The sequence below is a fragment of the Pantoea osteomyelitidis genome (assembly GCF_044342975.1).
GTDB lineage: Bacteria > Pseudomonadota > Gammaproteobacteria > Enterobacterales > Enterobacteriaceae > Pantoea > Pantoea osteomyelitidis.
In genome coordinates this window covers 952,569-970,061 of sequence record NZ_JBGFSN010000004.1, presented here as the reverse complement: position 1 = coordinate 970,061, position 17,493 = coordinate 952,569, and the positions used below count along the sequence as shown (strand labels likewise).

General features: G+C 58.8%; 16 protein-coding genes. 11 read left to right on the top strand and 5 right to left on the bottom strand.

The window, feature by feature from the left end; genetic code table 11:
• Nucleotides 1-353: 353 nt before the first annotated feature.
• Both ABU178_RS09695 and araA read left to right on the top strand, forming a co-directional pair.
• On the top strand, nucleotides 354-2,039 hold the full coding sequence (locus ABU178_RS09695) for a ribulokinase (RefSeq protein WP_397214243.1): 1,686 nt from the start codon (nucleotides 354-356) through the stop codon (nucleotides 2,037-2,039).
• Between the two features lie 12 nt (nucleotides 2,040-2,051).
• Nucleotides 2,052-3,554, top strand: coding sequence for an L-arabinose isomerase (gene araA / locus ABU178_RS09690; protein ID WP_397214242.1), 1,503 nt, complete (start codon nucleotides 2,052-2,054; stop codon nucleotides 3,552-3,554).
• Between the two features lie 60 nt (nucleotides 3,555-3,614).
• Here the strand turns inward: araA and yjfF are convergent, their stop codons facing one another.
• The 4 genes from yjfF to ytfQ are packed head-to-tail and all read right to left on the bottom strand — an operon-like array spanning nucleotide 3,615 to nucleotide 8,134.
• A complete protein-coding gene (gene yjfF / locus ABU178_RS09685) occupies nucleotides 3,615-4,604 on the bottom strand; it encodes a galactofuranose ABC transporter, permease protein YjfF (protein WP_397214240.1) in 990 nt (329 codons plus the stop codon).
• Nucleotides 4,601-5,617 carry a galactofuranose ABC transporter, ATP-binding protein YtfT gene (gene ytfT / locus ABU178_RS09680; protein WP_397214237.1) on the bottom strand — a complete coding sequence of 339 codons (1,017 nt, stop codon included), beginning with the start codon at nucleotides 5,615-5,617 and terminating at the stop codon, nucleotides 4,601-4,603. Before ytfT ends, yjfF begins: the two co-directional genes overlap by 4 nt.
• Nucleotides 5,610-7,130: a sugar ABC transporter ATP-binding protein gene (locus tag ABU178_RS09675; RefSeq protein ID WP_397214235.1), complete on the bottom strand. Its 1,521-nt coding sequence runs from the start codon at nucleotides 7,128-7,130 to the stop codon at nucleotides 5,610-5,612. The genes ytfT and ABU178_RS09675 overlap by 8 nt, the downstream gene beginning before the upstream one ends.
• A gap of 47 nt (nucleotides 7,131-7,177) precedes the next feature.
• Nucleotides 7,178-8,134 (bottom strand): galactofuranose ABC transporter, galactofuranose-binding protein YtfQ, encoded by a 957-nt coding sequence (ytfQ, locus tag ABU178_RS09670; RefSeq protein WP_397214233.1) that lies wholly within the window; start codon nucleotides 8,132-8,134, stop codon nucleotides 7,178-7,180.
• 514 nt (nucleotides 8,135-8,648) lie between these two features.
• Between ytfQ and ydgT the strand changes: the two genes are divergently transcribed.
• The 9 genes from ydgT (at nucleotide 8,649) to nth (ending at nucleotide 16,100) form a co-directional block, all read left to right on the top strand.
• A complete protein-coding gene (gene ydgT, locus ABU178_RS09665) occupies nucleotides 8,649-8,864 on the top strand; it encodes a transcription modulator YdgT (protein WP_397214231.1) in 216 nt (71 codons plus the stop codon).
• A 108-nt stretch (nucleotides 8,865-8,972) separates the two neighbouring features.
• Nucleotides 8,973-9,416 carry a DUF2569 domain-containing protein gene (locus ABU178_RS09660; protein ID WP_397214229.1) on the top strand — a complete coding sequence of 148 codons (444 nt, stop codon included), beginning with the start codon at nucleotides 8,973-8,975 and terminating at the stop codon, nucleotides 9,414-9,416.
• A gap of 123 nt (nucleotides 9,417-9,539) precedes the next feature.
• Nucleotides 9,540-10,121 carry an electron transport complex subunit RsxA gene (gene rsxA / locus ABU178_RS09655; protein WP_397214227.1) on the top strand — a complete coding sequence of 194 codons (582 nt, stop codon included), beginning with the start codon at nucleotides 9,540-9,542 and terminating at the stop codon, nucleotides 10,119-10,121.
• On the top strand, nucleotides 10,121-10,699 hold the full coding sequence (rsxB, locus tag ABU178_RS09650; RefSeq protein WP_397214225.1) for an electron transport complex subunit RsxB: 579 nt from the start codon (nucleotides 10,121-10,123) through the stop codon (nucleotides 10,697-10,699). The genes rsxA and rsxB overlap by 1 nt, the downstream gene beginning before the upstream one ends.
• Nucleotides 10,692-13,082: an electron transport complex subunit RsxC gene (gene rsxC / locus ABU178_RS09645; protein WP_397214223.1), complete on the top strand. Its 2,391-nt coding sequence runs from the start codon at nucleotides 10,692-10,694 to the stop codon at nucleotides 13,080-13,082. Before rsxB ends, rsxC begins: the two co-directional genes overlap by 8 nt.
• On the top strand, nucleotides 13,083-14,141 hold the full coding sequence (rsxD, locus tag ABU178_RS09640; protein ID WP_397214221.1) for an electron transport complex subunit RsxD: 1,059 nt from the start codon (nucleotides 13,083-13,085) through the stop codon (nucleotides 14,139-14,141).
• A 3-nt stretch (nucleotides 14,142-14,144) separates the two neighbouring features.
• Entirely contained in the window at nucleotides 14,145-14,777 is a 633-nt protein-coding gene (gene rsxG / locus ABU178_RS09635) for an electron transport complex subunit RsxG (RefSeq protein WP_397214219.1), read from the top strand.
• The gene (locus ABU178_RS09630) at nucleotides 14,770-15,471 is read left to right on the top strand and encodes an electron transport complex subunit E (RefSeq protein ID WP_397214217.1); all 702 of its coding nucleotides are present in this window, start codon (nucleotides 14,770-14,772) and stop codon (nucleotides 15,469-15,471) included. The genes rsxG and ABU178_RS09630 overlap by 8 nt, the downstream gene beginning before the upstream one ends.
• Nucleotides 15,468-16,100, top strand: a complete 633-nt coding sequence (gene nth, locus ABU178_RS09625; RefSeq protein ID WP_397214215.1) for an endonuclease III — start codon at nucleotides 15,468-15,470, stop codon at nucleotides 16,098-16,100. The genes ABU178_RS09630 and nth overlap by 4 nt, the downstream gene beginning before the upstream one ends.
• 44 nt (nucleotides 16,101-16,144) lie before the next feature.
• Here nth and ABU178_RS09620 read toward each other — a convergent pair whose 3' ends face one another.
• Nucleotides 16,145-17,476, bottom strand: a complete 1,332-nt coding sequence (locus ABU178_RS09620; RefSeq protein WP_397214213.1) for an NAD(P)/FAD-dependent oxidoreductase — start codon at nucleotides 17,474-17,476, stop codon at nucleotides 16,145-16,147.
• Nucleotides 17,477-17,493 lie beyond the last annotated feature (17 nt).

Sequence of the window (17,493 nt, the reverse complement as noted above, 5' to 3'; positions counted from 1 at the left end):
CAGTGATGTTTTATCGATGCTGTTACGAAACGGTGTAAACGTTACCAAACGAAATATGCTTTCAGTAAAAACCAAAAATCAGCGCGTTAGGTGGCATTTTGGTCAAAGCCTGTGCAAACGCTGGGCTAGTTTTAGCGGGAATGTGGCATAAAAATGTAGAGCGGTATCACATCGCAGAACTACGGCAAAAAATTCCATATATTCAGCAAATTTAACCGCACGTTAACTTTTGCGGTGGATCACGAAAGCCTGCTGGACGACAGAAAAGTGCATATTCTCAGCCAGTGATGACTAACCCTCGCGCGTAAGGAATCTCAGGATAGTGAGCAATTTACTCACACAGGAGAATCCCGATGCGTGCTGGAGCCATTACGATTGGGCTGGATTTTGGCAGTGACTCGGTACGTGCGCTGGCAGTGGATTGCCACAGCGGCCGCGAGCTGGAAAAAGCAGTGGTCAGCTATGCGCGTTGGCAGCAGGGTCTGTTTTGCGACCCGCACGCTAACCGTTTTCGTCACCATCCGCAGGACTACATTGATGCGCTTGAACAGGCGATCGTCAGCGTGGTCGCGGCACTCACGCCGGAACAGCGTGCCTCTGTCGTCGGGATCGGCGTTGACAGCACCGGCTCGACGCCCGCCCCCATTGACCGCGACGGCAACGTGCTGGCGCTGCGCCCGGAGTTTGCCGACAACCCGAACGCGATGTTTGTGCTGTGGAAAGATCATACGGCGATTGAAGAAGCGGAGGCGATTAATCAGCTCTGCCACAGCGGCCGCTTTACCGATTACAGCCGCTATATCGGCGGCGTCTACTCCTCGGAGTGGTTCTGGGCCAAGATTCTGCACATCTCCCGTGAGGATGCGGCAGTACGTGAAGCCGCCGTCTCCTGGGTCGAGCTGTGCGACTGGGTACCGGCGCTGTTGAGCGGCACCATCGCCCCGCAGCAGATTCGCCGCAGCCGCTGCGCCGCCGGGCATAAATCTCTCTGGCATCCGGAATGGCAGGGCCTGCCGGACGCCGCCTTTCTTGACGCGCTGGATCCGCTGCTGACGCGCGATCTCGACTCTCCGCTGTTCGAACAAACCTGGACCGCCGAGCTGCCGGTGGGCACGCTGACGCCAGAATGGGCGCAACGGCTGGGCTTACCCGGCGACGTGGTGCTGAGCGGCGGCGCTTTTGACTGCCATATGGGCGCGGTGGGCGCAGGTGCGCAGCCCTACACGCTGGTCAAAGTCATCGGCACCTCTACCTGCGATATCCTGATTGCCGATGCGCAAACGGTCGGCGAACGCGCCATTAAAGGCATCTGCGGACAGGTGGACGGCAGCGTGGTACCGGGTGCCATCGGCTTCGAGGCCGGACAATCTGCCTTTGGCGATATCTACGCCTGGTTCAGTCGCCTGCTCGGCTGGCCGCTGCAACAGGCGGCGCAGGCGCACCCCGAGCTGCAGCCGCAGCTCGCCACGTTGCAGCAGAGCCTGCTGAAACAGCTCACCGACGCCTGGGCGGCGAACCCGCAGCTCGACCATCTGCCGGTGGTGCTGGACTGGTTTAATGGTCGTCGCACCCCCAATGCCAATCAGCGTCTGAAAGGGGTCATTACCGGACTCAATCTCGGCACCGACGCCCCCGCCCTGTTTGGCGCGCTGATTGCCGCCACCGCCTTTGGCGCACGCGCCATTATGGAGTGCTTTGAACAGCAGCAGATCCCGGTGGAGAACATCCTGACGTTGGGCGGCATCGCCCGTAAATCCCCGGCCATTATGCAGGCCTGCTGCGACGTGATGAACCGCCCGCTGGATATTGTCGCCTCCGACGAATGCTGCGCGCTGGGCGCAGCGATCTTCGCGGCGGTGGCCGCCGGGATCTATAGCAACGTGCCGGACGCGCAGCAGAAAATGGCCAGCGCGATTGAGGTGACGCTGCAACCCGACAGCACGCGCGTGGCGCGTTACGAAGAACTCTATCAGCGCTATCAACAATGGTGCGTGGCGGCAGAACCGCTCTACGCCGCACCCACAACGTCCGCTCAATAAAGGAGTTATTTTATGGAACAGTACAACGCGCTCAGCGTGTGGTTTGTGATTGGTACACAGCACCTCTACGGGGCGGAAACCTTGCGCCAGGTGGAGCACCATGCACAACAGGTGGTGGATGGATTGAATCAGGGCGGCGCGCTGCCGCTGCGTCTGGTGCTGAAGCCGCTGGTGAAGTCGCCGGATGAGGCGCTGGCGCTCTGTCGCGAAGCAAACCACGATAACCAGTGCGTCGGCATTATCACCTGGCTGCATACCTTCTCCCCCGCCAAAATGTGGATCGGCGGCCTGAGCGTACTGCATAAGCCGCTGCTGCAGTTCCATACCCAGTTCAACGCGGAAATTCCGTGGGACAGCATGGATATGGATTTTATGAACCTCAACCAGACGGCGCACGGCGGCCGCGAGTTCGGCTTTATCGGCGCGCGCATGGGCTTGCAGCACAGCGTGGTGACCGGGCACTGGCAGGACGCGCAGAGCCAGCAGCGCATCGGGAAATGGATGCGTGCGGCCACGGCGAAACAGGCCAGCCAGCAGCTGAAGGTAGCGCGTTTTGGCGACAATATGCGTGAAGTGGCGGTTACCGAGGGCGATAAGGTCGCCGCGCAGATCCAGTTTGGCTATGCGGTAAACGGCTGGGGCGTGGGCGATCTGGTCGAGGTGATCAACGCGGTAAGCGACGGCGATGTCAATGCGCTGATCGATGAGTACGAGAGCCTCTACACCTTCAGCGCCGTGGCGGCGGTGAACGGTGAAAAACGCCAGAACGTGCTCGATGCGGCGCGCATTGAGCTGGGGATGAAACGCTTTCTGGAAGCGGAAGGCTGCCAGGCGTTTACCACCAATTTCCAGACGCTGCATGGCATGACGCAGCTGCCGGGCCTGGCGGTTCAGCGTCTGATGGGTCAGGGTTACGGTTTTGCCGGTGAAGGCGACTGGAAAACCGCCGCGCTGCTGCACATCTTTAAAGTGCTGGCGGGCGATCGTCCCGGCGGCACCTCCTTTATGGAGGATTACACCTATCACTTCTCGCCCGGCAACGACCTGGTGCTCGGCTCACATATGCTGGAAGTCTGCCCCTCGATCGCCAAAGAAGAGAAGCCGTTAATTGACGTGCAGTTCCTCGGCATTGGCGGCAAGGCCGATCCGGCGCGCATGATTTTCTCCACTCCGGCGGGCCGTGCGGTCAACGCCAGCGTGATCGATATGGGCGACCGCTTCCGTCTGCTGGTGAACGTGGTGGATGCCATTGAACAGCCGAAGCCGCTGCCGAAACTGCCGGTAGCGCGCGCCCTGTGGCGCGCTCAGCCGTCGCTGCCTGTCGCCTCGGAAGCCTGGATTCTGGCTGGCGGCGCGCACCATACGGTGTTCAGCCAGGCGCTGGATCTGGATGATATGTATCTCTACGGCGAGATGCACGGCATTGAGGTGCTGGTGATTGACGAACAGACGCAGCTGCCCGCCTTTAAGGATGCGCTGCGCTGGAACGAGGCGTATTACCGGCTAATGAGATGATGATAGGGGAGTAAAAAGAGAGGCGGCTGAATCAGCCGCCTTTTTTATGTGCGTTTTACTTCAGGAGGCGCTGACGCGCTTCACCGGCGCGTTCTGCTGGCGATCCCACATCATGGTCAGCAGGCGTTGCAGCGCGATAAACACAAACAGCAGAATGCCGATGGCGATTTTGGTCCACCAGGAGCTAAGCGTGCCGTCAAAGTTTATCCAGGTCTGAATCAATCCCTGAATCAGCACGCCAAACAGCGTTCCCAGCACTGTGCCGACACCGCCTGAAAGCAGCGTGCCGCCAATCACCACCGACGCGATCGCGTCCAGCTCCACGCCCAGCCCCGCCAGCGCGTAGCCGGCAGAGGTATAGATAGAAAAAACGATGCCCGCCAGCGTCGCCAGGGTAGTGGACAACATATAGATCTTCACGATGGTGGCGCGTGTAGAAACGCCCATCAGCTGCGCCGAAGTCAGGCTGCCGCCAATGGCGTAAACCTGATTGCCGAAGCGTGTGCGGTGCGCCAGCAGAATGCCGCCCGCCACCACAATCAGCATAATCAGTGCCAGCAGGCTGAGCCGTCCGCCGCCGGGGATTTTCCAGGCCAGGCTGGAAAGCGTGCTGTAGAGCGGATGATCGATCGGAATCGAGTTCTCCGACACCAGATAGCTACAACCGCGCAGGAAAAACATCCCTGCCAGCGTAATGATAAAGGCCGGGATTTTCAGCGCATCGATCAGCCAGCCCATCATTGCGCCGAACGCCGCGCCGATCAGCAGGACCATGGCAAAAGCCAGCAACGGGTTAAGATGAAGATCGCCAATCACCCGCGCCAGAAACACGCCGGTAAAAGCGATCACCGCGCCCACGGAAAGATCGATTCCGCCGGAAAGGATCACAAAGGTCATGCCGACGGCGATAATTCCGAGAAAGGCGTTATCGGTGAGGATATTGCAGATCACCCGCGTCGAAGCAAAGCCGGGAAACTGGCTCAGGCAGAAGAGATAGCCCGCAACAAACACCAGCAGCGTAATCATCAGCGGAAGATGTCGTTTAATCATAATTTACGCCCCTTTTTCAGCATCGCAATAAAGCGCGGCGACTGTAGCAGCAGCACGCACATCACCACTACCGCTTTCACCACCTGATTCAGCTCCGGCTGGAAACCAGAGAGCAGAATGCCGGTATTCATCGCCTGAATAATCAACGCACCAATCAGCGACAGGATCAGGTTAAAGCGCCCGCCCATCAGCGATGCGCCGCCAATCACTACCGCCAGAATGGCGTCCAGCTCCAGCCAGAGTCCGGCATTATTGGCATCGGCGCCGCGGATATCTGCCGCCACGATCAGGCCCGCCACCGCCGCGCAGAGTCCGCTGATTACGTAGGTGGACATCACTACCAGCCAGCCGTTAACCCCGGCGTTACGCGCCGCACGCAGGTTGATGCCTACCGCCTCGATAAACAGGCCGAGCGCGGTTTTGCGCGTCAGCAGCCAGACCAGCAGCGCGAGCAATAACGTGATCCAGACCGGCACCGGCAGCAGCCAGAGCGAGCCGCTGCCGAACCAGCCCAGCGCATCGCTGTTGAAGGTGACGATTTGGCCCTGAGTGATAAGCTGCGCCACACCGCGTCCGGCTACCATCAGGATCAAGGTGGCGACGAAGGGCTGGATCTTCAGCAACGCCACCAGCACGCCGTTCCATAAGCCACAAAGCAATCCGGTGCCGAGCGTCGCCAGGATGACGAAAGCCAGGCTATGGCCCGCCACCGTCAGCGTGGCCGCCGTGGCGCCAGCGATCGCCATCACCGCCCCGACCGACAGATCGATGCCGCCGGTAGCGATCACCAGCGTCATGCCAATCGCCAGCAGCGCCACCGGCGCCGCGCGGTTAAGGATATCGATCGGGCTGCCGAACAGGCGGCCATCCTGCAAATGGATAGCGAAAAAGTTATTCGCCACCAGACTGTCAACCACCAGTACCAGAATCAGCGCGGCAAGCTGAGGCATACCCGGCGGCAGCTTACGTTTTAGCATGCGCGGCTTCTCCGGCGTCAGATGAGATTCAAGCATGTTGCGCCCCTCCGTCAGCAATGGCATTTACGATGGCCGATACCGACAGTTTCTCCAGCGGAATTTCCGCCACCTGCTGACGATCGCGCAGGATCACCACGCGATCTGCATAGCCCACCAGCTCCTCCAGCTCGGAGGAGATCACCAGCAGCGCCAGCCCGTCGGCGCAGAGCGACTCGATCAGTCGGATGATTTCGGCGTGCGCGCCGACATCAATGCCGCGCGTCGGCTCATCCAGAATCAGAAATTGCGGTTTGGTCACCAGCCAGCGCGACAGCAGCACTTTCTGCTGGTTGCCGCCGGAGAGCAGCTCAACCGGCTGCTCCGCATGAGGCGTACGAATACCCAGGCTTTTGATTAAGCGTGCGGCAATCTGCTGCTGCTCACGGCGGGGAATGGGCCGCAGCCAGCCGCGCTGCGCCTGCAGCGCCAGGATAATATTCTCGCGTACCGAGGCGGCGCCGATGATGCCGTCGGTTTTACGATCTTCCGGACAGAAGCCCATGCCGAGGCGCGAAGCCTGCGCCGGAGTGCGAATGTTGCGCACTTTGCCTTTAATGGTCGCCGTGCCGCGATCCGCCCGTCGGATGCCAAACAGCACTTCGGCGGTTTCGGTGCGTCCCGACCCCAGCAGACCCGCGAGGCCGACCACCTCGCCCGGCCGCACTTGCAAACTGAACGGCTCAATGGTGCCTTTTTTACCGTAGTCGCTGAACGCCACCACCGGCTCGCTGCTGCGCAGCGTGCTGCCCTGCCGTTGCAGTGCGGTTTCCAGCAGCTCGTGGCCCAGCATCAGCTTGATCAGCTCCAGCTGCGGCAGCGTAGCGGTATCGCGCGTGGCGATAAAGGTGCCGTTGCGCAATACCGTGATGCGATCGGTGATGCGGTAAACCTGGTCAAGGAAGTGGGTGACGAAAATCAGGCTCATGCCTTTGGCTTTCAGCTGCGCCATCAGGGTAAAGAGCATTTCCACTTCGTTGGCGTCGAGGCTGGCGGTGGGTTCGTCGAGGATTAACACCTGAGCAGAGAGATCCACGGCGCGGCAGATGGCGATGATCTGCTGCATCGCCACGGAATAGTGACCGAGCGGACGGGTAACATCCAGTTCGAAGCCGTAATCGCGCATCAGCTTTTGCGCGTCGCGCACCATGCGCTTGCGGTCCACCATGCCCAGTCTCAGTGGCTCGCGGCCAATAAAAAGATTATCCGCCACCGACATATTGGGCAGCAGGTTCACCTCCTGATAGACGGTACCGATGCCCATCGCCTGCGCCTGGGCAGTGCTGTGCGGCGTAATCGCCGTGCCGTTCAGGGTAATGATACCAGCGTCGCGCGTGTAGACGCCGGTAAGGACTTTAATCAGCGTCGATTTGCCCGCGCCGTTCTCGCCCAGCAGCGCCATGATCTCGCCCTTGCGCACGTCGAAGGAGACATTATCCAGCGCCTTCACGCCAGGAAAGGCTTTACTGACGCCGCTAATGGTTAACAGCATTTCTTCGTTGGGTGTGCTCATGCCGAAGCCTCGCATCATGAAAAAAGCCGCCCCGAAGGGCGGCGCGATCAATAGCCCATGCCTTTTTTCTTGTCCAACTCTGTCTGCGCGTCCGCCGGCAGGAACAGCGTCGATTTTGTTTTGATGATTTTCGGCGGCACGGTGCCGTCTTTTTTGTATTTATCCAGCGCGTCAAAGGCCGGTCCGGCCATATTCGGCGTCAGCTCTACGTTGGCATTGGCTTCGCCAGCCAGCATCGCTTTATAGATATCCGGTACGCCGTCAATCGAGCCGGTAAGAATATCTTTGCCCGGCTTGAGGCCCGCTTCTTTGATCGCCTGAATGGCGCCGATCGCCATGTCGTCGTTATGGGCGTAAACCATGCAGATGTTTTTGCCGTTGTTTTCCGCCTTGATGAAACTCTCCATGACCTCTTTGCCTTTACTGCGGGTAAAGTCGCCGGACTGTGAACGGACAATTTTAATATTCGGATGACCCGCGATCGCCTCAGCAAAGCCTTTTTTGCGATCGATGGCGACGCTGGCGCCCACGGTGCCCTGCAGCTCTACCACGTTACAGGGTTTGCTGCCCACGGTTTTCACCAGCCAGTCGCCAATCAGCTTGCCTTCCAGCACGTTGTCGGCCGTTACCACCGTCATGTAAAGCGACTTGTCTTTCACCACAATGGCGCGGTCAAGCAGGATCACCGGAATTTTGGCGTCTTTGGCTTCTTCCAGTACCGGCTCCCAACCTGTCTGCACCACCGGCGCGATGAAAATGGCATCCACGCCCTGAGCAATAAAAGAGCGCACGGCTTTGATCTGGTTCTCCTGCTTCTGCTGGCCATCGGCGATTTTCAGCGTGACGCCGCGTTTTTCCGCCTCGTTTTTCGCCACTGTGGTTTCGGCGGCGCGCCAGCCCGATTCCGACCCCACCTGGGAGAACCCGACGGTCATATCGGCAGCCAGCACCGGGCCGGACAGTGCAGCACCGACCAGGGTGGTTAAAAGTAAACGTTTCCACATAATTTTTATTCCTCTGATGGGAGTGTGCAGGACAGGTACAAAAGCCCCTACAGCCTGGACTAAAACTGCCTGCGTAATGTCGACACGCTTCACAATTCAGAGCAATTTAAAGGAGTTACGCGGCTTTAACGCTTTATTTTGCGACAAAGCTTATGGATTAATTAACTGAATAAATCAGTAGCAGCCTGAAAATAAACACAATAAAGAGAATCGCTTATGCGCAACCCTGCTGAAAGCGATTACAAAACAGCGTAAAGATTGGTTATTCCTTTCGCTTCGTATTAATCGTCAGTTTTGTGATTAGCCGCACAATTATCCTGTCGAAGGATTCACCTTATCGGACTATCAGGAGGGATAAAGGGTAAAAATCGGGCTTATAGAGGGAAAATCAGGCAAAAGCGGCGAAAGTAAACGTACCGAATTCTGATTTTTGACTTTTTTACCTGCAGGCTCTGGACTCTTCCCGACCGCTCCCTATACTTGTGCTCTCCTTTATTTTCTCATTATGGCAATCATGACTGCGCAAGATTACCTGCTTAAATTTCGTAAGGTGAATAATCTGGAAAGTCTGGAAAAACTCTACGACCACCTTAATTATTCTCTGACTGATGATAAGGAAATCATGAATATGTACCGCGCTGCCGATCACCGTCGTGCTGAGCTGGCATCGGGTGGACGGTTATTTGATTTAGGCTGCGTGCCAAAATCGGTCTGGCGCTACGTGGTATAATCTCTTCCTCTCTGCGTTTTTTCTGATGTTTTGCTGTCCACCGCGGGCGTGACCTGTTTGGACATGATATTCTCTCCTGCTTCGTCTCTGAATATTAGGAAAGGGTTTATGACTGAACAGGTTACTGCGCCACGCATTGCCGGTTGGCTGCTGTTGCCGCTGGCGTGGCTGATTATGACAATGCTGACCTGTGCGCTGGTGGTGGCGATGTATCTGAGCCCGCTGTTTAATCCGGTCTGGCGCGTCACGCTCTTTTCCCATGGCAGCGTGCTGATGACGCAATGGGCGGTTTCTCTGCTCACCGCCGCCGCCGTCTGGTTCTACAGCATCTGGGTGATGTGGATTTTCTGTAAACGTTCGCGTCGGCTGCCGCGCCATTATATTATCTGGCTGCTGGTTACCGTGCTGCTGGCGCTGAAAACCTTTGCCTTTACCCCGGTCTCAGACGGAAAAGCGATTCAGACTTTGTTGCTTTCCCTGCTGGCCGCTGCGGTGTTTGCCCCCTACTTCAAACGTTCTCAACGGGTAAAACAGACATTTATCCAGCCCTAATGGCGTAAGAATCGTCAAGAATTTAATTCTGAGTGCGGTCTGTCTCACCCAAAGGGGTGATGAGGTTGAGATAAGACCCCTGATCTCCGATAATAAGCGGCTTTCCGACTCCCTGGCGTAACAATGACCGATTATTTACTTCTCTTTGTTGGCACAGTGCTGGTGAACAACTTCGTTCTGGTGAAGTTTCTCGGCCTCTGTCCCTTTATGGGCGTTTCCAAAAAACTGGAGACGGCAATTGGCATGGGACTCGCCACCACATTTGTGATCACCCTGGCCTCGATTTGCGCCTGGCTGGTCAATCACCTGATCCTGATGCCGCTGGATCTGGTTTATCTGCGCACCATGGCCTATATCCTGGTGATCGCGGTTACCGTGCAGTTCACCGAAATGGTGGTGCGCAAAACCAGCCCGTCGCTTTATCGTCTGCTGGGGATTTTTCTGCCGCTGATCACCACCAACTGCGCGGTGCTGGGCGTGCCGCTGCTAAGCGTTAACCTGAATCACACCTTTTTACAGGCCGCGCTTTATGGATTCAGCGCCTCACTTGGCTTTTCGCTGGTGATGGTGCTGTTCGCCGGGATGCGTGAACGTCTGGTGCTGGCTAACGTGCCCGCGCCTTTTAAAGGTTCCTCTATCGCCCTGATTACCGCCGGCCTGATGGCGCTGGCGTTTATGGGCTTTACGGGTTTGGTGAAATTCTGATGAGCGCTATCTGGATTGCTGTTGCCGTATTAAGTGCCCTTAGCCTGGTGTTTGGCGCCCTGCTGGGTTACGCCTCGCGCCGCTTTAAGGTGGAAGAAGATCCGATCGTCGAGCAGATCGACGCCATTTTGCCGCAGAGCCAGTGCGGCCAGTGCGGCTACCCTGGCTGCCGTCCCTATGCCGACGCGGTGGGGAATAATGGCGAAGCGATCAACAAATGCGCCCCCGGCGGCGAGCAGACCATGCTGAAGCTGGCGGCGTTGCTGAACGTGGAGCCGCAGCCAATTGACGGTGACGAAACGGTGAAAGCGCCGGTGCGCACCGTGGCCTGGATTGACGAAGCGAACTGTATCGGCTGTACCAAATGTATTCAGGCCTGCCCGGTGGACGCGATCGTGGGCGCAACGCGCGCCATGCACACCGTGCTGAGCGACGTCTGCACCGGGTGCCACCTCTGCGTGGCGCCCTGTCCTACCGACTGCATCGAAATGCGCCCGGTTGCCACCACGACGGCGAACTGGAAGTGGGACCTTGAAACCATTCCTGTACGGGTTATCCCGGTAGAAACACATGCTTAATCTGTTCAGTCTGTTACGCAAAGAGAAGATTTGGGATTTTCAGGGCGGCATCCATCCGCCGGAAATGAAAACCCAGTCCAACAGTACGCCGCTCAGTCAGCTGCCGCTGGCCGATCGCTTTATCATTCCGTTGAAACAACACATTGGTCATGAAGGCGAAATCTGCGTTGCGCCGGGCGACAAGGTGCTGCGCGGCCAGCCGTTGACTTTCGGCAACGGTCGGATGCTGCCGGTGCATGCGCCCACCTCCGGCGTGGTGGAAGCTATCGGACCCCACATGACGGCGCACCCGTCGGGTCTGTCGGAAATCTGTATTTTTATTACCCCGGACGGGGAAGATCGCTGGATCGAACGCGAGACGCTGCCCGACTATCGCCTGCTGGATCGCGCCGCGCTGGTACAGCGTATCCACGATGCTGGCGTCGCCGGGCTGGGCGGTGCCGGTTTCCCTACCGCTACCAAGCTGAAAGGCGGCCTTAACGGCGTCAAGACCCTGATTATCAATGCCGCCGAGTGTGAACCCTATATTACCGCTGACGATCGTCTGATGCAGGATTGCGCCGCCGAGGTGCTGGAAGGCTGCCGGATTCTTGCCTGGGTGTTGCAGGCGGAGCGCGTGCTGATTGGCATCGAAGACAATAAACCGCAGGCGATCGGCGCGCTGAAAAAAGCGCTCGGCAGCGAACGTGATTTGCAGCTGCGCGTGATTCCGACCAAATATCCTTCCGGCGGCGCCAAACAGCTAACCAAAATCCTTACCGGGCTGGAAGTGCCGCACGGCGGCCGTTCTTCTGACATCGGCGTGCTGATGCAGAACGTCGGCACCGCCTGGGCGGTGAAGCGCGCCATTATCGACGGTGAGCCGATCACGGAACGCGTGGTCACGCTGACCGGCGAGGCGCTGGCGCAGCCGCGCAACGTCTGGGGCCGTATCGGCACGCCGGTCAGCCACCTGCTGCATCAGGCGGGTTTCACGCCCGGCTCCGGCCAGATGGTGATTATGGGCGGGCCGCTGATGGGCTTTACCCTGTCCTCGCTGGATGTGCCGGTGGTGAAAATCACCAACTGCATTCTGGCGCCTTCCGCCAGCGAGATGGGTCATAACGAACCTGAACAGTCCTGCATTCGTTGCAGCGCCTGCGCCGACGCCTGTCCGGCCAACCTGCTGCCGCAGCAGCTCTTCTGGTACAGCCAGGGCGGCGATCACGATAAGGCGCGCGCGCATCACATCGATGACTGTATCGAATGCGGTGCCTGCGCGTACGTCTGTCCGAGCAATATTCCGCTGGTGCAGTATTACCGCCAGGAGAAGGCGGAACTGCGCGCTATCGATCTGGAAGCGAAACGCACCGCCGAAGCAAAAGCGCGCTTCGAGGCGCGTCAGGCGCGTCTCGAGCGGGAAAAACTGGCGCGTGAAGCCCGCCATGAGCAGGCGAAACGCCGCGTATCCGCCAGCGAACCCGCTGAGGTTTCCGCCGCGCTGGAGCGCGTGAAGCAGAAGCGCGCAGCTGTCGATCAGCCTGATGAGGAGACGCTGATTGCCCGCCGCGAGGCGCGTAAAGCCCAGGCCTATGCACAGCAGGCCGAAAAACAGTCTGAAACCCAGGCGCTGAGCCGTCAGGTGGAAGATCCGCGCAAGGCGGCCGTTGAGGCCGCTATCGCCCGCGCCAAAGCAAAAAAAGCGGAAGCCGCGCCGCAGCCTGAGAGCATGGAACCGGCTGCCGAAACTGCGGATCCGCGCAAGGCCGCCGTGGAAGCCGCCATCGCCCGCGCCAAAGCGAAAAAAGCCGCCGCCGCGCAACAGCCAGCCGAAAGCGTGGCGCCAGCGGCTGAAGCTGAACCGGTAGATGCGCGTAAGGCCGCCGTGGAAGCCGCTATTGCCCGCGCTAAAGCGAAAAAAGCTGCCGCCGCGCAACAGCCAGCCGAAAGCGTGGCGCCAGTATCTGAGGCTGAACCGGTAGATCCGCGCAAGGCTGCCGTGGAAGCCGCTATTGCCCGCGCTAAAGCGAAAAAAGCTGCCGCCGCGCAACAGCCAGCCGAAAGCGTGGCGCCAGTATCTGAGGCTGAACCGGTAGATCCGCGCAAGGCCGCCGTGGAAGCCGCTATTGCCCGCGCTAAAGCGAAAAAAGCCGCCGCCGCGCAACAGCCAGCCGAAAGCGTGGCGCCAGCATCTGAAGCTGAACCGGTAGATGCGCGCAAGGCTGCCGTTGAGGCCGCTATTGCTCGCGCTAAAGCGAAGAAAGCCGCCGCACAGCAGGCAACAGCCAGCTCGCAGCAACCTGAACAAGAACAACAACAAGATGCACGTAAAGCGGCAGTTGCCGCCGCTGTAGCCCGCGCAAAAGCGCGCAAGGCGCAGCAGCATTCGACGCTTGAGGATTAAATGGCATTTCGTATTGCAAGCTCCCCTTATACCCATAACCGCCGCAGTACCAGCAATATCATGCTGCTGGTGCTGCTGGCTGCGCTGCCGGGTATGGCCGCCCAGTGGTTTTTCTTTGGCTGCGGCAGCCTGATTCAGGTAATTCTCGCCGCGCTGACCGCCTGGCTGACCGAAGCCGCGATTCTGAAAGTGCGCAAGCAGCCGATCGTGCCCAATCTGGCGGACAACTCGGCGCTGCTGACGGCCCTGCTGCTGGGCATCAGCCTGCCGCCGCTGGCGCCCTGGTGGCTGATCGTGCTCGGCACCGCCTTTGCGATCGTCATTGCCAAACAGCTCTACGGCGGGCTGGGTCAGAACCCCTTTAATCCGGCAATGGTGGGTTATGTGGTGCTGCTGATCTCCTTCCCCGTACAGATGACCAGCTGGCTGCCGCCCGACGCGTTGCAGGCGGTGAAGCCTGGCCTGCTTGATTCCCTGAGTATGATCTTCCACAATCACACGCTGGCCGGCGAGTCGATGCAGCAGCTCCAGCTGGGCGTGGATGGCGTCAGTCAGGCAACGCCGCTGGATACCTTTAAAACCGGACTGCGCGCCGGTCACAGCGCGGATCAGCTGCTGGCGCAGCCAATCTACAGCGGCGTGATCGCCGGTCTCGGCTGGCAGTGGGTCAACGCAGGTTATCTGCTTGGCGGCCTGTTTCTGCTGTGGAAAAACAGTATTCGCTGGCATATCCCGGCGAGCGTCCTGCTGTCGCTGGCGGTCTGTGCCACCCTGGGCTGGCTGCTTTCCCCCGGCTCCCTCGCCTCGCCGCTGATCCACCTGTTCTCCGGCGCGACCATGCTCGGCGCTTTTTTCATCGCTACCGACCCGGTAACCGCCTCGACCACCAACAAAGGTCGCCTGATTTATGGCGCACTGATTGGTCTGCTGGTGTGGCTGATTCGCAGCTTTGGCGGCTATCCGGACGGCGTCGCTTTCGCCGTGCTGCTGGCCAATATCTGCGTGCCGCTGATTGACTATTACACCCAGCCGCGCGTTTACGGCCATCGCAAGGAGTAGCTGATGCTGGATACTATTCGTAAAAACGGCGTGACGCTGGCGCTGTTCGCCGCGATTACTACCGGTCTCACTGCGGTGGTCAATGAAGTAACCAAACCCACGGTTGAACATCAAACCCTGTTACAGCAGAAGAATCTGTTGGATCAGGTGGTGCCGACCGATCTTTATGATAATCCTATGCAGCAAGAGTGTTACGTTGTCACTGACGCTGCGCTGGGCAACGACAAGCCGCATCACCTGTTTATCGCGCGCAAAGGTGATGCGCCGGTGGCTGCCGCCCTTGAGACCACTGCGCCCGACGGCTATTCTGGTGCGATTCAGATGCTGGTGGGTGCCGATTTCAACGGCAAGGTGCTGGGGGTGCGTGTGGTTGAACATCACGAAACGCCGGGCCTGGGCGATAAGATCGAGCTACGCGTCTCGGGCTGGATCAAGAGCTTTAGCGGCAGAATCGTGCACGGCCCCGATGACAAACATTTTGCGGTTAAAAAGGATGGCGGCGATTTCGATCAGTTTACCGGTGCTACCATTACTCCGCGTGCCGTGGTGAATGCGACCAAACGCACCGCCCTGTTTATGGAAACCCTCCCGGCGAAACTCTCTTCGCTACCTGACTGTGGAGATGCCAATGAGTGAAGCTAAGAATTTATTGATCGGCGGCCTGTGGAAGAATAACTCCGCGCTGGTGCAGCTGCTGGGGCTTTGCCCGCTGCTGGCGGTGACCTCGACCGCCACCAATGCCCTGGGACTCGGCCTGGCGACCACGCTGGTGCTGACGATTACCAACAGCGCCGTTTCCGCCTCGCGTCGCTGGGTGCCGTCAGATATCCGTATTCCGATCTATGTGATGATCATCGCCTCAGTGGTGAGCTGCGTGCAGATGCTGATTAACGCTTATGCTTACGGTTTGTATCAGTCGCTGGGCATCTTTATCCCGCTGATTGTCACTAACTGCATCGTGGTGGGCCGCGCCGAAGCTGTCGCCTCGAAGAGCCCGGTTCATCTGGCGGCGCTGGACGGTTTCGCCATCGGCATGGGCGCCACCTGCGCCATGCTGGTGCTGGGTTCGCTGCGTGAGATTATCGGCAGCGGCACCCTGTTTAACGGTGCCGATCAGCTGCTTGGTCCCTGGGCGAAAGCGTTGCGTATTGAAGTGGTGCACTTCGACTCGCCGATGCTGCTGGCGATGCTGCCGCCCGGCGCCTTTATCGGGCTGGGCATGATGCTGGCCGGGAAATATGTTATCGATCAGCGTTTGAAACAGCGCGCCGCACGCAAAGCCAGCGCGCCGCAGCCAGAACCACAGGGAAACACCGGGAAGGTTATGTGAACAAGGAGAAGCGCATTCAGATCCTGAGTCGGCTGCGGGAAAATAATCCCCATCCCACTACCGAGCTGAATTTTACCTCGCCGTTTGAGCTGCTGATTGCCGTTTTGCTCTCCGCCCAGGCGACCGATGTGAGCGTCAATAAAGCGACGGCCAAACTCTATCCGCTGGCCAATACGCCGCAGGCAATGCTGGATTTAGGGGTGGAAGGCGTCAAAGAGCAGATCAAAACTATCGGGCTATATAACGGCAAGGCGGAGAACGTGATCAAAACCTGCCGCATCCTGGTGGAGCAGCACGGCGGTGAGGTACCTGAGAGTCGCGAGGCGTTGGAAGCGTTGCCGGGCGTAGGACGTAAAACCGCCAACGTGGTGCTGAATACCGCCTTTGGCTGGCCGACAATTGCCGTGGATACCCATATTTTCCGCGTCAGCAACCGTACCCGCTTTGCGCCAGGCAAAAACGTTGAGCAGGTCGAAGAGAAGCTGCTGAAAGTGGTGCCGAAAGAGTTCAAAGTGGACTGCCATCACTGGCTGATTCTGCATGGCCGCTATACCTGCGTGGCGCGTAAACCGCGTTGCGGATCCTGTCTGATTGAAGATCTCTGCGAATACGACGACAAACAGGAATAGCGCACTGACGGGGCAGCAGGTCGCCCCGTCAGTGCGCGGCGCCATCACATCATCTGCGGCTGACGAATCGCGCTGCCATCCTGGAAACGACTCAGGCGATAAGGCGCAAAATCGGTGTAAGGCTGTTCGTTCATCACCATCTGCGTGACCAGCTTGCCAGCGCCAGGACCGATGCCAAAACCGTGACCGCTGAAGCCGGAGGCGATCACAAAGCCCGGCAATTTCTCCACTTTATCGATTACCGGCACCAGATCGGGCGTGGTGTCAATCCATCCCGCCCAGGCGTGATCCACAGCAATGCCACGCAGCTCAGGCAATTCACGTTCGATTTCCGCGATCGCTTCGCGCAGGATTTGCGCATCCGGCGCGGGATCCAGCACACGAATTTTCTCAAACGGCGAAACCCCATCAAACGCCCAGGAGCCTGAGGCTTCCGGCCCGGAAAAGAAAGAGCCGTTCAGACGGAACTTGAGTTTTTTCGCCAGCTTGCTGCGGTACATCGGATAAAATTTGGCGGCATAACGCAAATTTTGCGGCGCTAAATCGAGGCGGCCACGTCCCGGCATGGAAACCGTGTATCCGCCGTCGAGGCGGCGGCGCAAGGCGAGATTGGGCGTGCTTAAGCAGCCTTTTACCACCTCCGGCGCGACTGTGGTTTTAAACGCCGTGCCAAGAATATTGGCGCTGGGTAATTCAACGCCATGCCGTTGGCAGAAACGGGTGCTCCAGGCGCCGCCGCAGCAGATTACCGTACCGGCTTTCACCAGACCGCGCTCGGTCCAGACGCCGGCGACGCGCCCGGCGCTGATTTCCAGACCGCGCACCGCGCATTGCTGCTGGATATTGGCGCCCAGGTTTTGCGCGCCAGTCGCTAGCGCCGGAGCGGCCAGAGAAGGTTCTGCCTTGCCGTCAGTCGGCGACCAGACGCCGCCGATCCAGGGCGAAGTACTGCCACCAATACGCTCGCGTGCCTCTTTGGCTGAGAGCAATTGGCTGTGAAAGCCTACTGCCTGCGCCTGTTTCCCCCACTTTTCCCAGCGTGCCAGATCGGTTTCCTGGGTGGTGCCGTAAAGAATGCCGGTGCGTCGGAATCCTAAGTCGATACCGATTTCACTGCCCAGCTCTTCCCAGCGCTGCAGGCTGTACATCGCCAGCGGCAGCTCAAACAGGTCGCGGTTCTGTTGTCTTACCCATCCCCAGTTCCGGCTCGACTGCTCTCCGCCGATCACCCCTTTCTCAAACAGCGCAACGGAAATCCCCCGCTTTGCCATCTCATAGGTGATTGAGGTTCCCACAATCCCGCCGCCGATAACGATAACGTCCACCGCTTCAGGAAAAACAGGGCTGTTCGCGACAGCATTGATTTTAACGCGCATAGACCAACCTTAATTAA

What these genes read in the sequence shown, in the direction of transcription:
- ABU178_RS09695 (WP_397214243.1), top strand. Translation starts at nt 354, where the DNA reads ATGCGTGCTGGAGCCATTACGATTGGGCTGGATTTTGGCAGTGACTCG.
- araA (WP_397214242.1), top strand. Translation starts at nt 2,052, where the DNA reads ATGGAACAGTACAACGCGCTCAGCGTGTGGTTTGTGATTGGTACACAG.
- yjfF (WP_397214240.1), bottom strand. Translation starts at nt 4,604, where the DNA reads ATGATTAAACGACATCTTCCGCTGATGATTACGCTGCTGGTGTTTGTT.
- ytfT (WP_397214237.1), bottom strand. Translation starts at nt 5,617, where the DNA reads ATGCTTGAATCTCATCTGACGCCGGAGAAGCCGCGCATGCTAAAACGT.
- ABU178_RS09675 (WP_397214235.1), bottom strand. Translation starts at nt 7,130, where the DNA reads ATGAGCACACCCAACGAAGAAATGCTGTTAACCATTAGCGGCGTCAGT.
- ytfQ (WP_397214233.1), bottom strand. Translation starts at nt 8,134, where the DNA reads ATGTGGAAACGTTTACTTTTAACCACCCTGGTCGGTGCTGCACTGTCC.
- ydgT (WP_397214231.1), top strand. Translation starts at nt 8,649, where the DNA reads ATGACTGCGCAAGATTACCTGCTTAAATTTCGTAAGGTGAATAATCTG.
- ABU178_RS09660 (WP_397214229.1), top strand. Translation starts at nt 8,973, where the DNA reads ATGACTGAACAGGTTACTGCGCCACGCATTGCCGGTTGGCTGCTGTTG.
- rsxA (WP_397214227.1), top strand. Translation starts at nt 9,540, where the DNA reads ATGACCGATTATTTACTTCTCTTTGTTGGCACAGTGCTGGTGAACAAC.
- rsxB (WP_397214225.1), top strand. Translation starts at nt 10,121, where the DNA reads ATGAGCGCTATCTGGATTGCTGTTGCCGTATTAAGTGCCCTTAGCCTG.
- rsxC (WP_397214223.1), top strand. Translation starts at nt 10,692, where the DNA reads ATGCTTAATCTGTTCAGTCTGTTACGCAAAGAGAAGATTTGGGATTTT.
- rsxD (WP_397214221.1), top strand. Translation starts at nt 13,083, where the DNA reads ATGGCATTTCGTATTGCAAGCTCCCCTTATACCCATAACCGCCGCAGT.
- rsxG (WP_397214219.1), top strand. Translation starts at nt 14,145, where the DNA reads ATGCTGGATACTATTCGTAAAAACGGCGTGACGCTGGCGCTGTTCGCC.
- ABU178_RS09630 (WP_397214217.1), top strand. Translation starts at nt 14,770, where the DNA reads ATGAGTGAAGCTAAGAATTTATTGATCGGCGGCCTGTGGAAGAATAAC.
- ABU178_RS09620 (WP_397214213.1), bottom strand. Translation starts at nt 17,476, where the DNA reads ATGCGCGTTAAAATCAATGCTGTCGCGAACAGCCCTGTTTTTCCTGAA.